The 13,806-nt window shown below is 56.0% G+C and carries 11 protein-coding genes; all 11 read right to left on the bottom strand.

Translation table 11 applies throughout. The features are described 5' to 3' along the window. Nucleotide 1: 1 nt before the first annotated feature. Complete coding sequence (locus HZB34_10210; GenBank protein ID MBI5316334.1) at nucleotides 2-1,141, bottom strand: glycosyltransferase family 4 protein; 1,140 nt, start codon at nucleotides 1,139-1,141, stop codon at nucleotides 2-4. 29 nt (nucleotides 1,142-1,170) lie between these two features. Next, on the bottom strand, nucleotides 1,171-2,634 hold the full coding sequence (locus HZB34_10215) for a flippase (GenBank protein MBI5316335.1): 1,464 nt from the start codon (nucleotides 2,632-2,634) through the stop codon (nucleotides 1,171-1,173). Between the two features lie 12 nt (nucleotides 2,635-2,646). Then, complete coding sequence (locus HZB34_10220; protein MBI5316336.1) at nucleotides 2,647-4,116, bottom strand: O-antigen ligase family protein; 1,470 nt, start codon at nucleotides 4,114-4,116, stop codon at nucleotides 2,647-2,649. 93 nt (nucleotides 4,117-4,209) lie between these two features. Beyond that, complete coding sequence (locus HZB34_10225; GenBank protein ID MBI5316337.1) at nucleotides 4,210-6,348, bottom strand: polysaccharide biosynthesis tyrosine autokinase; 2,139 nt, start codon at nucleotides 6,346-6,348, stop codon at nucleotides 4,210-4,212. A gap of 42 nt (nucleotides 6,349-6,390) precedes the next feature. Then, nucleotides 6,391-7,179, bottom strand: a complete 789-nt coding sequence (locus HZB34_10230; protein ID MBI5316338.1) for an SLBB domain-containing protein — start codon at nucleotides 7,177-7,179, stop codon at nucleotides 6,391-6,393. Between the two features lie 30 nt (nucleotides 7,180-7,209). Further along, nucleotides 7,210-8,184 (bottom strand): HD domain-containing protein, encoded by a 975-nt coding sequence (locus tag HZB34_10235; protein ID MBI5316339.1) that lies wholly within the window; start codon nucleotides 8,182-8,184, stop codon nucleotides 7,210-7,212. Between the two features lie 45 nt (nucleotides 8,185-8,229). Further along, complete coding sequence (locus HZB34_10240) at nucleotides 8,230-8,415, bottom strand: hypothetical protein (GenBank protein MBI5316340.1); 186 nt, start codon at nucleotides 8,413-8,415, stop codon at nucleotides 8,230-8,232. A 257-nt stretch (nucleotides 8,416-8,672) separates the two neighbouring features. After that, nucleotides 8,673-11,216, bottom strand: a complete 2,544-nt coding sequence (locus HZB34_10245) for a DNA internalization-related competence protein ComEC/Rec2 (GenBank protein ID MBI5316341.1) — start codon at nucleotides 11,214-11,216, stop codon at nucleotides 8,673-8,675. Nucleotides 11,217-11,243: 27 nt separating this feature from the next. Further along, the gene (locus HZB34_10250; protein MBI5316342.1) at nucleotides 11,244-12,593 is read right to left on the bottom strand and encodes a phosphoglucosamine mutase; all 1,350 of its coding nucleotides are present in this window, start codon (nucleotides 12,591-12,593) and stop codon (nucleotides 11,244-11,246) included. Beyond that, on the bottom strand, nucleotides 12,586-13,395 hold the full coding sequence (gene folP, locus HZB34_10255; GenBank protein ID MBI5316343.1) for a dihydropteroate synthase: 810 nt from the start codon (nucleotides 13,393-13,395) through the stop codon (nucleotides 12,586-12,588). The genes HZB34_10250 and folP overlap by 8 nt, the downstream gene beginning before the upstream one ends. 240 nt (nucleotides 13,396-13,635) lie before the next feature. Beyond that, a partial coding sequence (locus HZB34_10260) for a hypothetical protein (protein ID MBI5316344.1) occupies nucleotides 13,636-13,806 on the bottom strand: 171 nt, incomplete at its 5' end.

Raw genomic sequence — 13,806 nt, forward strand, 5'->3', positions numbered from 1 at the left:
ATCACCCTCTCCCAGCGGTACGTGCCATAAGGCAAGCTAACGCCGTCGCACTGGCCTCCCAGGAAAACTTCTCCGCCTGAGCCAGGCTCGCTTGCTCCATGGATTCACGGTGACTTGTATCTTCCAGGACATGGGCTATCGCCTCTGCGAAGGCATCAATATCATCGGGATCCACGCTGATCCCGGCACTCCCCGACACCTCCGGCAACGCGCCACCCCTCGAGACAACAATAGCTTTTCCATAGGCCATCGCTTCCAAGACGGGAAGCCCGAACCCTTCGTAGAGAGACGGGAAGACAAAGAGGTCCGCCCCTGTATAGAGAGCCGGCAACTCTTCGTCCGGGACAAAACCGGTGACGATGACATCCTGTCTGACAGAGAGCGATTCCAACAGGTCGAGCGTCTTCCCGCCCCATTCGGTGCCTCCAGCCAAAACCAATGAGGCAGACAACCTGTTCGCTTGTCGGGCCTGCTCATAGGCACGCAACAGGGTTGCGACATTCTTGTGTGTCCCCATTGACCCCACGTAGAGGATATAGGCCCCCTTAATCGCGTACCGCTCCATTACCGCCGCTACCTGATCAGGTCGAGGCCGCTGAACATCTTGAAGGCGCCCGGGATATACGACATGAACACGATCAGGTTCGATATCCATCAGGTCAATGAGGTCCCGCTTGGTACAGTCGGAAATCGCGATGAGCGCAGACGACCGTTCGCAGACACGCCGGATCTGTTCCCGGAACATTGCATGATCCGGAAACAACGCCGGTAGTCGTAGCGGGATCAGATCATAGATGATCGAGAGCACTTCACCTCGCGAGAGCACAGGACTCATCAACGAGGTACTGAGATAACAGTCAAAACTTCCCCAGAGCCGAGGGGGCAACGGAAGACTGTACCCGGTACAGTCCCACCAGCCAGTCAATGCCCGGTCCGGCATTGAAAGTCTGGTGACAGGCGCCAACAGCTCCAGTTGTTCCACACCCGGCGCCTGCTGCCACCCGCGGCGCACGATGAGTCGGATGTCGAGGGCACTCGCTGAGGTAATCAACGCTCGAACTAACGGCCCGACATAGCGGCTGATCCCTCCACGTCCGATCATCGGACCGGCATCGACTCCTATCGTCAGCGTATGTGTCATTGAGGAGCCCATATGCCTCCGCAGCTCCCTCAGGCGCGCGCATGACCCTGCGCGGTCTCTCGAAACCGTCCGACCAGTTTATGCATATCCGATGCTGTCACCACTCGAAACAGCCATAGCACGGCCGCATACAGAACGAGCGATGCAAGTGCAGAGACCATTGCGCCTGCGTCATGGACTCCGACAAACGTCACTAGTCCGGCGAGCGTCGCCCCGACACAAGCTGGAACAGCCGGGATCGACAGCGCTGTCCCGAAAGCCCGTCGCATCATGACAGCACAAATACAAAGGAGCAGCCCTTCGCAGAGCAACGTGCTCGCAGCAGCGCCCAATCCGCCCCAGCGAGGAATCGCCCACAGGTTGAGCGCGGTGTTGACCAGCAATGCTGCCGCAAGCACAGCCATCCAGGCACGTTCGTACCCGCGTGCTTGCAGCGCCAATCCAATCGGGGCATACAGCCAGTTGGCGGCCGCCGACCAGGCAAGCACCGTCAGCATAATTGCCGCCGGGGCGTACTCCACGCCGAACAGCAACTCGACCATCACTTGCGCACACCCACCGATCAGGAACGCCATGGCAGGGGCCACCACCATCACCAGCTTGAACACTCGTTCAAACGATCCGGATGACACAGTGCGGGCCTCCTGCACCAGGTACGGAAACAACGTGCCGGATGCCGACGCGCCGAAACTCAGCAGCATGTTCACAGGTTTATAGGCGGCGCTATAGAGACCAACCATTGCTGGTGTCGACAACTGTCCCAACAACAATACATCGATACGCGTATACAGGTTTTGAACAATGCTCGCCGCCCCAAACGGTATCCCTTCCCGAAGCAACCCAACCATCGAGCAGGGTGTCCCGGAACTGCCGGGTAGATACTTCTTCGCAACCGATCGGGCGATCACGATCGATCCGACCGCATTGACGATCTGCGCCGCCAGGAAATCCGTCAACCCGCCTTGATAGGCCGCAACAACCAGGAAGGAGGCCGTGCCAAGACATGCGACCGAAAGCTCCACGACCGCGGCAAGATCGTACCGGGCGCGCCCGGCCAACACCGCTAGGTACGGGATGCTGAGTGATCCCAGCACGAGCTGTGCACCAGCCAAAGCGATATCCGAAACCGACACGATATGCTGAGGTAACGCCATAGCCACGGCCATGATCGCGGCAAAGACACCCATGCCCAACAGGACTTGCGTTCTCTGCGCCATCGAAAAGAGCTGTCCGTTATGATCTGGGTCCAGCGCGATCGCCCGAGTAATGACCGTGCTAAGGCCTGAGTTCGGGACGAGCCCGAACAGTGCGACCAATCCCATGGCATAGGCATACTCACCGAGCGCTGTCACCCCCAGAACACGCGCAAGCACGACAGCGTTGATCAGGCCGAAGGCGACCCCGAGCAGCCGCCCCGACAACAAGATGCTCGTCACCCTTGTCAGAGAAACCCTTTGACGGTCCGCGAACCCGGCTATTTGTCCCTCAGCCATACGTCCTCTGTGTTACAGCGCCCTGCCTGGAAACGACTGTTGACTTGGAACTGAAGGCCCAAACGACCTTCTGTTCTGAAGCGGGCTAGCTGCTTGCAGACTCGGCTCACCGGTTGACTCACGTTCTTGCTGGTCCATAAGAAAGCTCTTTACCAGTAGTCCTACCACCAGCCAGAAGGGCTCCATGATGCGGACGATGATAAACGTGTTTGAGCCAAGCGCATGGACCAGAAGGCCGAAAAAACCGAAGAGAAAACCCCAAGCCAAGCCTCGCATGTACGGATCCTCGAAATGGGTGCTACTGATCTTCCCGGTGCGAAACAGTGCATATAAAAGGGCTGCGAATGCACAGGCGCCGAGAAGGCCAACCTCGACAAAGACCCGTGGATACATCGCATCCATAAAAGGCCCCCCGGTAACGCCATGTCCCCAGAGGGGGGAGGTCTTCCAGATCTCGAACGATTGGCTCCACGATTGAATCCGCTCAGATGTCGAGGTATCCACGTGAAGCGATCCGACTTGAATCTGCCCCTTCTCTTCCGGTTGACCGAAGGTATAGGTCATCCGCTCGACAACGGCTCGAGGAGCAAGGAAGGCCATGACGATACATCCGGCCAGCACCAAGGCAACAAGGCCTGGACTTCGTCGGAGCAATAACAGGACAAACCCCATCAGTACGACTCCCGCTGCGAGGAACGAGGCACGAGATAACGTCGCTTGCAATGCGAATCCTGCCACAGCCAACAAGGCCCAGAGCAGCCATTTCATCTGCACCGCCCCTGGCGTAACCAGAAGTCCCCCGATCAACGCCATCGTAAATACCAGATACCCGCCCAGTGTGTTGGGCTCTCCATCCTGCCCTTCGAATGGAGCCGACACACGTATGCCGCTCGGAATTTGTGAAATGGCGTAGAGCGATACCAGGAAACAGGTCACGAGACTGGCTGTGACCAGATGTTTCACCTGTTCTTTCGTCTTCACCAGATTGACGGTCATGAAAAACAGGAAAAAATACTCGTAGTACTTCAGAAGGAAAAACAGCCCTCCCATCGGGCGCACACGTCCAGCCAGGATGCCGATCAGCGTCGCAAATACGCAGGCTGCCGTATAGAGCATGATCGGCCGGTTGAGCGGCGTTCGCACGAACACCTTGCCATGCTCTGAAACGGCCACTCGCGCCAACCATCCGATCCCCACCAACATGAGCAGAAAATCATCAAATCGTAAGGTCACGCCACGACCAAGCGTGTTCCCGCTCCCAATCCCTCCTACCAGAAATTCAGGACCCAACAGCATGGAGAAGACGAGGAGATACAGACCACTCATTGGCGACACAAAGGCGATTAACAAAGGTACTGCAGCGAGAGCGGCCAGCAGGCTGGTGGAGGGCTGGGTCTGACTGATGAACAGGGCAAACGGGACGGCGATCAGAACAGGGAGGAGGCTAAGGGACCATGACGCTCTGCTCTCTATGAAACGCACGATATCGACCTCGTTGGGCTCGCACTGTAGAACTCCCCGGGATAGGGTGTAACAAGGAACAGAGGGCTTCTCGATCCCTCGCTACGGGACCCCTCATCGATACTCATAGCGGTAGACACCGGAGTCCGACGCGACTTCGGATTTCACATTCGTCAACACGATGCCCATCACATTGGCCTGCGCATGGTCCAGGAGGAACTTCGCCCGCTTGAGGGCATTCCGGCCGATCCGCCCGACCTGATAGACCACGATCGTTCCATCGACGCGTGAGCTGAACGCCACCGCATCCGTAACCGGTAGAATGGGCGGAGTATCGAAGAGCACGAGATCGTATTCCTCATTCATTTCATTCACGAGTGCCTTGATTTTTGTCATGTTCAGAAACTCGTTCGGATTGCCCACCGCCGACCCGCTGGTCAAAATATGCAGGTTGTCCAGTCCCGGTGTGCTCATCACTCGATCCGCCCCCATTGGTCCGAGCATCAGATCGGTGGCAGACCGCACATGGCTGCGCCATGACGTGCTCCCCACAAGGGAATCAGCCAGGCCCGGGATCCGATCGAGACCCAACCTCTGGTGGACAATCGGTCTCCGAAGATCTGCGTCGACGAGCAATACTCGTTGCCCCTCTTGGGCAAGGGTAATCGCCAGATTGGTGACACAGGTGCTTTTGCCTTCCCCAAGGCCCGCGCTGGTGAAGAGGATCGATTTCACTTTCCGGTCCATGCTGGCAAATTGAATATTCGTCCGCAGCGACCGCAGGCTTTCTGACAGTGGTGATTTCGGATCGATCAAGCAAATCAGCTTCGAAAAGTTTTCCACGTCCAGGGCAGAGGAATGGGCCGGGAGTGCCGCACGAGCTGCTTCCTCCATCTCCTTTACGTCGAACTGCGGGATGACACCGAGAACCGGCACCTTGAGAAACTCCTCGACCCCTTCGATGGTACCGATCGACGTATCGAATGATTCACGGGCAAACGCCAATACGATCCCGAGAAAGATCCCCATGAGAGAGCCGACCATGAGATTCATTTCCGTCGCAGGGGCATTGATCGGCGCACCGGGCACGATCGCCGGCGCCACGATCGTGACCTCTTCGATCTGTTCTGCGCTTTTGATCTGCAGTTCTTGATGTTTGGCCTTGAGTGTCGCCAACAAGTCCGCGTTGACTTTCACCTCGCGTTCGAGTCGACTCATCTGAATCGCGGCTCGGGGAAACTGCAAATACCGCTCCCGATAGCGATCGCGCTGACTCAGGAGTGTCGCTTCCCGGTCTTGCATGGTCTTGAGTTTGGCTCGGAGTTCGAGAAGCATCTCAGCCCTGACGTTGTCGATCTTCTGCTGTTGCTCTCGGACCTGAGGGTGATCCGTTGTGTAATTGATCAAGAGCGTGTTCCTCTCTTGAAGGAGATCAAGCAGACGCTGGTTCAGAATCGTGAGCAACGCACTATGCTCCTCCGTGAAGATCCGGCCGGCTTGGTCTCCAAGCACCGCTTCGGTTTGATTGAGTACGGCGATCTGCCGCTCCCCCTCCGCCCGCTTTCGCATGACTTCATTGTGCTGCTCTTCCAGCTTCGTGTAGGATTCCAATGCGGCGCGAGCTTCATCGGTCAAAAAGACCTGCCCTTCCCGTTCTCTGAACGTTCGCAGTGCCTCCTCCGCATCGTTTAACTGTTTTTCAAGCCCAGCGACCTGCTCTTCAACAAACCGCCGTGACTCCATGACAAGGCGATTTCTGGTCATGATATTTTCCAGCCGATAGGCATTGGCCGCTGAATTGGCCGTTTTCTCCGCCATTTCCGGTTGATCCGAGGTGGCGGTGATGCGGATGATGTTCGTATCGCCTTCCCGTTGCGTCTTGATCTCCTGACCGAGGTTATACACCGTGTTGAGGTAGGTAGCCGATCGTTTCTCCTCTTGCGGTGTATTGGCCGGCACGCGGCCTAATTCCACCGCCACTCGCTCCATCACGGGGAATCCCCGGATTACCTCAGTCTGGGAGTTGAGGTCGTTGGCATTGGAGAAAGACATGGTCTCGATCAATTGCTGGGCCACTGTGCTTGTCCGGTCGAACTTTACCCTGGCAGATGCTTCATACAGCGGGCTCGGTTTGAACATTTCTGTAAAGAGGAACGTAAATAACACTACGAGCCCCGCCGCCAGCAGAATGAGATACTTTCGCTTCTTGATGATCAGCCAGTAATCGATGACGTTGAGTTCGTATTGGGCCATAGGGTCAGCGTCCTATTCTCGTCCCGATTGTGCTTATCAGTCTTAATAATTGGCCAGCGCCGGAATAATAAAGAGCGGGTAGAAGGGTGCTATCCCGGCCTGGACGATCGGCATAATCTTTTTCGCAGCTTCCTGGGCATCGCCCAGATGTTCGCGCGGTACAAATATGATATCGTTTTCCTCCAGCGCGAGGTTCCTCGTCATATCGCCATAGGTAAACACGCGCGCGAGATCGGCCATAAGAATATGGGGTCTTGCAAGGTCGCCGCCTCGAATCACCCGGACTTCCTCCATCAAGGCGGTTTCGTGGTACATATCCGCAGTGGCAATGGCTTGGAGCACCGTCATATTCCTCGGCATGGGAACCATTCCCGGTTTCTTTACGTCCCCAAAGACGAAGACGCGTTTGACCTTCAGCACTTTCTTCTTCAGCAGGACCTGCACACGCGGCTGGCGCATATAGGGCTCCGCGGCCTCCTGGAGTCGGTATTCCGCCACAGCAGCAGTGGCCCCCCCGACTTCCACCTCCATAAACCCGACCGAAATCTTTCCGTTCTCTCGCACGACACTGGAGAACTTCTCCTCGCCGGCGCCGCGACGAATCATCACCTCGAGCGTGTCACCTGTTTCGATAGGAGTTTCCGGGGTCGGGACTGTTTCATCGGCATAGATATCTCCCTTCGGCAGCGGCGGGGCCGCCATCCCTGGTGGGCTGATTGCCGACGGTGGCAAAGTCGAACTAGCCGGATTGCGGCACCCGAGAAACCCCAGCGTGAGAATCGCGCCAACGCCCAGAAGACCAACGAGATATCGAAGTATTAGTTGCCGCACAACTTTCGCTCCTCTTCTCCGAATCTCGGATTACCCGATTGGCACCACTTCCACAATGTGTAGGGACGTCTCGGCACGCAAGTCCACCGTTTTCGATGCCGGTCCGTGAGACAACCCAGCCTGTTGCGAGACTTGCAAGATCGGGCGCAGCGCGTACTGCCGATTCAATTGAGACACGACTCCTGTCTCGCCTGTGTTCAAACGAACAGTCGTCCCCAATGGATAGATCGAGAACTGGTCAATCAAGGCCTTCAGAATATGATGGGGAAACATTGTCTTTCCGTTCGCGATCAGGGTACAGATCGCCCGATGGGGCGACATGCCTCGTCGATAAGGCCGTGGGCCCATCAAGGCGTCAAAGACATCTGCCAGCCCGACGACGAAGGCCATCTCATCAATTTGGTCACCGGTCAGCCTGTTTGGGTAACCGCTCCCATCCCATCGTTCATGTTCTTGAAGGATCGCTCTTCCCACCGCTGGATGAGCTGTCCCCAATTCTTTGAACAGGCGTGCGCCGTGCTGTGGGTGTTCTCTCAAGAACTGGAGTTCTCCCTCTGTCAACGACCCGGTCTTGTATACGAGAGTGTCCGGCAGGGCGAACATGCCGATGTCATGCAGGAATCCTGCTAATGCGACTTGTTCGAGCTTTGCCGAATCGTATCGGAGTATCTCCGCAATTTTCACACTCACAATTGCGACATTCACAGCATTGTTGATGAGATAGTCTTTGCCGTTGCGTTCCAATACCGCATGAACCAGCCTGTCATTTGCTCCCAGAGAGGCCACGACACCGGCGGCAATCCTGGTCAACTCGTCAAGCTTCCAGGATTGCCCTGCCTGGACCGCCTGCTTGATTCCTTGAATCGCATGACCTGCACGCTGATACCAGTCGGTCTCGACGACGGACGGCGAAGGAGTGGAAGGTAGATTGGGAAGACCTATCACATCTGGATTTCCATCCTTCTGAGTCGCCTGTTCTCGAATAAGATCGGTTAATCGCGCCACAGCCCCCTCCAGCTATTCCCTAACAATCAGGCACATTCCACGCTGCTATCGGCTATTCATCCGTTTGCCGACTGGAAAGGGGGGCGCAGGTTTCTCCTCCAATTTGGCAAACTCCCGTTCCAACATGGCCCTGATAAAGCCACTAGCCGTGTACCCTTGCTGTTTCAGGTTATCGAGCTGGGTTTTGAGATCGACTGGTAACTGAATCACGATTCGTACAAGGTTTGGCATACCCTAGCTCCCTGTAATGATGCATAGACACGTGCAGACCCTGCGCAGATGAATGCATGTGCTATGCCTTGATAGCATGTGATGAAAGATGAATGAAATTGCTGTGTTAGGATATGAAACCTTGACGGATGGTGAAAGCAGCGCCGAAATTCGTCTTCCCTAGGCGTGAAATGTGCGCCCCCATTTATTCCTACTAACCGAGGAGTGAGCGCACGGGCTCTATACCGTAGATCCACGGCATGCGGCCACAGCCGTGATCAATAACGGGCCTGCCATTGCTTCCAAACCCGGTTCCAGTTCGCCTGTTCGCAGGCCCACAAGCATGAAGATCCGTTCGTAGGCTGCCATACCAGGTCTCTTGCTCGGTGCACATGGAACCGCGCCTCGGAAACTCCGCCGGTAAACCACACCCCGCCGTCACGATCCGTTCGTAACAGGGTACTGCCTTCCAACCGGTATGCATCGAGCACGGCCGCAGCTGGGTGTCCGTAGCGATTATGCCGGCCGGCAGAAAATACAGCATAGTGAGGATACAAGGATGCCAACCATTCACGATTCAACGAACTGACCGCACCGTGATGAGGCACCTTGAGGACATCGATCGGCCCCTGCGACGCTGACGGCATCATCCGTGACAACCCATCTCGCTCAACGTCCGCAGCAAAGAGCATCGTATGGATGCCGCAAGTAAGGCGCGTCACCACCGAGCGATTGTTCAGCCGGTGTCCATCCAGATGGCTCTCTTGGACGGGCCCATCAAGATTCTCGCCGACCGGCGGATTCAGAACCACCATTCGACAGGGGCCGGATGACACAATCTCCTGTCCTTCTCTGGCCACCAATTCTTGCAGTCCCTGGGCAACCAGTGACTGTTGCAGTCGTCGATAGAAGAGTTCTTCGCGGGCTTCTCCAGACCCCCAGTACCTCTTCACGGTAAAATGACGGACCACCCAGGCAAGACCTCCGACATGATCGAGTTGAGGATGTGTACCAATCACCTGATCGATGGTGCGGATTCCACGATTCCAGAGAAACGGGGCGACCACGCCCCGCCCCATGTCGAATCGCTCATACGTCGCCCCCCCATCGATCAAGACCACCTGTCCGTCAGGCAACTCAACCACCGCGCTATCACCTTGCCCGACATCCAAAAACGTGACCCTGAAATGATCTCCATCAAGGAACGTCCTTGGGGACCAGGCCCACCACAGCAACAGCAAGAGCACCCCAACGCCTGCTGCCAACCGGCATATCCAGCCACCGACTTTCACCCAGAGCAATAACAGAGCGCCATAAAACAACACCATGGTGGGAATCGAAGGAGCCGCCACATGCCATTCTCCTCCCGGGACTGTCGACACCAGGCGGATCGCAGCCACAAAGTGATCGAGCAGCCACTGATTCACCGAAGCCAGTGGCAGCATGGCTCCTCCAATGACAACCTGCCAAATCCCTGCGACAAGCCCGATCGGAACCAGCACGATCCCCATCGCGGGGACGGCCACTACATTAGTAAATAGCCCTAGCCATGGCAATTGATTGAAATAGTAGGCGACAAGAGGAAGCGTCACCAGGGTGATCACTCCACTCATGACCACCGCGTCCCTTCCCCAACGAGCACAGGTTCTCAGGAACGATGGTTCGTTCGGCAGTTTCTCTAGCTCGGTATCACTCAGCCAGAGGAGCCAGCCAGCTAAGGCAAAGACGGACAAAAAAGAGAGCTGGAAGGAGATATCGAACAAGGCCTGAGGATCATGCAGCAAGATTCCCATTGCAGCGGCTGAGAGGGCATGGAAGAGACGGCGCTCCTGGCCAAGCCAGATCGCACTCAGCCCCACAGCCACCATCAACAACGACCTCATCGTGGCCAGTTCTGCCCCCGCCAGGCAGGCATAGCCTGCGACAGGAAGTAACGTGCAAACCGCGGCAATCCGAGTCGGCGTGATTCGCCGAGACAACGCAAGAAACCAATTCACCGGCAGGAGCATGGTCGACCATCTGACGGCCGTGAAGATGAGTACAGCAACAAGGCCCAAATGGCTCCCCGAGATAGACAGCAGATGAACCGTCCCGGTTGCCATGAACTGATCCCGCAGATCAGGATCCAAGTACCCCCGATCACCGATGATGATGCCGACATAGAGGCCCAGTGCAGGTTGTGGAATGGCTTGAAGCGCGGCGAGACGTATGCTGCTTCTCCATCGATCGAATTGATTCCAGATCGCCCACCAGGCATGCGCGCGCCCAGACTCAAGAAACGTCACACCTTCTGACCCGGTCACTGTGGCGATCGCATCGATCCCTTGCCGCTCAAGATACGCCCCGTAGTCGAATCCTCCAGGGTTCAATGACCCGCTGGGACTGCGCAGCATCGACCGAAATACGACTCGATCGCCTTGAAAGACTAGCCTCTCCGGTGTGCGCCAGGTCAGGCGAACTCGCCTGATCGATCCCGACGCATCAATGTGATCGTCCGACCTGATGATCATCACTAAGCGATCCGGTGCCTGTTGCACCGGCGCCACGATACGGCCAGTCACCTCGGTCACGGCCTCCGACGAGTACTCGACCATCGAGCCATGGGAAGCCAGATTGACAACCACACTCCAGTAGGCGACTCCTGCCAGGAGAACTCCGTAGAGACAAGTCGCCTGTCGGGCGGAGAACAGATTACGACGTTCGAGAGCGACAGCGCCTAGCGCAGAAAGAAGGAGCAGCGATGAAGTGGATAGGGGAAGATAGGGGATCTGTGATCCGAGGAGGAGCCCGGCGACAAAACACACGGTGAGGGTCGGCAGCATAAGCCTCCCTCATGGAGGGCAACAACGCTAACCCAAATGAGTCTTGATGACATCGACAAGGTGGTTCGCTACTTCACGAATCTGATCATCACGCTCCCCTTCAACCATCACTCTCAAGAGCGGTTCAGTTCCCGAGTACCGGACCAGTACGCGGCCGCTGCCGTTAAGACGCTGCTCGCTTTCACGAATCGCGCGTTGTAGTTCGGGGACTCCGTCGAGGCTTGGCTTTTTTGTCACGTTCACGTTCAGCAAGATTTGTGGCACCGCCGTCATGGCCTGCGCCAGCTCTGACAGGGGCTTGTCAGTACGTTTCATCAGGGACAGGACTTGCAAGGCTGAAATCAGGCCATCCCCAGTCGTGTTATGATCCAAAAAAATGAAATGGCCGGACTGCTCTCCTCCGAAGTTATAGCCCTCGGCAGACATCCGTTCGAGCAAGTACCTATCACCAACGGCAGTCCGCGAGAGAGAGATGCCGGCCTTCATCATCGCAAGTTCCAATCCAAAATTACTCATGACGGTCCCTACTACCGTCTGCTTCGCCAATTGCCCCTGACGGTGAAGATCGAGCGCCAGCATCGCCATAATATGATCACCATCTACAACCCTGCCCTGTTCGCAGACGAAGATTGCCCTATCGGCATCACCGTCTAACGCTAATCCGAGATGAGCCCCCTGCTCTCGGACTGCCTTCTGCAGCAGTTCCGGATGCACCGCTCCGCAACCGGCATTGATATTCATCCCGTCCGGCTTATTGCCGATCACTTCCACCTTCGCCCCGAGTTCCCGCAACACCGTTGGTGCAACCTTGTAGGCTGCGCCATTGGCGCAATCAACGACCACCTTGATCCCTTGAAAATCGAGTTCCTTCGGAAGGGAACGCTTGACGAACTCGATGTAACGCCCTTCGGCATCGTCGATGCGAAAGGCTTTCCCAATGGCATCGGCCGTTGGCCTCAGATGGGCAATCTCGTTCGAGACGATGAGGCGTTCAATCCGAGACTCCATCTCATCAGGAAGCTTGAATCCATTGTTGGAAAAAAATTTGATGCCGTTGTCCTGATATGGATTATGTGAAGCCGAGATCATTACCCCGGCATCGGCGCGCAGGCTCCGCGTCAAAAATGCAATCGCCGGCGTCGGCAAGGGACCGACCAGCAAGACATCGACCCCCATCGAGCAAATCCCGGAGGTCAACGCCGACTCCAGCATATAACCGGAAATGCGGGTGTCCTTGCCGATGACAATCTGATGACGTCCGGATCGGCGCATAAACAAATGCGCCGCGGCACGCCCCAGCTGCATCGCCATTTCGCTCGTCATTGGATCAAGGTTGGCGACACCTCTGACCCCATCGGTACCAAACAATTTACGCATGGCGTGCTTTCATGACTTCACTCGTTTGCCGGCTGATCGCCGCTGCGACCTGTACCACGTCCTTCATGGCCCTTACGTCGTGAACACGAATGATTCCAGCACCACGGTCCACTGCCATCGCCACAGCCGCTGCCGTGGCCCATTGACGCTCCTGAACCGATCGGTTTACAAGTTCCCCAAGGAACGACTTTTGTGAAACACCGACCATCAATGGGCAATCAAACTGTAAGAACTGACTCAATCGCGCCAATACTGTCAAGTTATGCCCCAGAAGTTTACCAAACCCGATGCCTGGATCAAGAATGATTTGTATTCGTGCAATGCCATGTGCCGTCGCAAAGCTGATTCGTTCTTCAAAAAAATCTGAAATCTCGACGACCACATCATCATAGCGCGGAGCCTGTTGCATCGTCCTCGGCGTCCCATGCATATGCATCAGGACGATTCCGGCCCCTGTTTTCGCGATCAAATCAGCCATGGCAGAATCACCGCGTAAGGCTGTGACATCATTGACGAGACTCGCCCCCGCATCAAGAGCTGCACGTGCAACAGCGGCCTTTGATGTATCGATTGAGACCGGAATGGTGACAGCTTTTGCAACTGCGGTGACAACGGGAATCACACGACGACACTCTTCAGCCTCGTTCACAACATCAGCACCAGGGCGTGTCGACTCAGCGCCGATATCCAACAGATCAGCCCCTTCTTCTACCAATCGAAGGGCATGAGCAACGGCGGCAGCGGCATCAAAATAGCGGCCACCATCAAAAAATGAATCCGGCGTCACATTCACGACACCCATTATTAATGGGTGATCGGAAAATTCTATCAGCCGATCTTTCACCTGCCTGGTCAATATCTTTAATTCCAACACCAGACGCGAGACCTCCTCGCCATGGTACCGCGCATATCACGGCATCATAGAGTGAGAGGGTACTACCCTACCTGCAAGAAAAACAGCCTTCTTGCCAAACGTCTTGTAGATGTAGCCCTGGGACTCCAATGCCCTGATATGGTGTCCCAAGACCAAGCGATGCAGAATTTAGGCAGGAACCGCTTGGGATGAGGATTGCGTGATTATCTGATCAATATCGGAGCCATCGAGCACTTCTTTCTCCAACAGGGCTTCCGCCAATCTCTTCAGACTGGTCATATTTTCCGTGAGCAGCCGCTTCGCCCGTTCATAGTTTTCCATCACGAGCCGTTTGACTTC

The sequence above is a fragment of the Nitrospirota bacterium genome (assembly GCA_016219645.1).
Lineage (GTDB): Bacteria > Nitrospirota > Nitrospiria > Nitrospirales > Nitrospiraceae > Palsa-1315.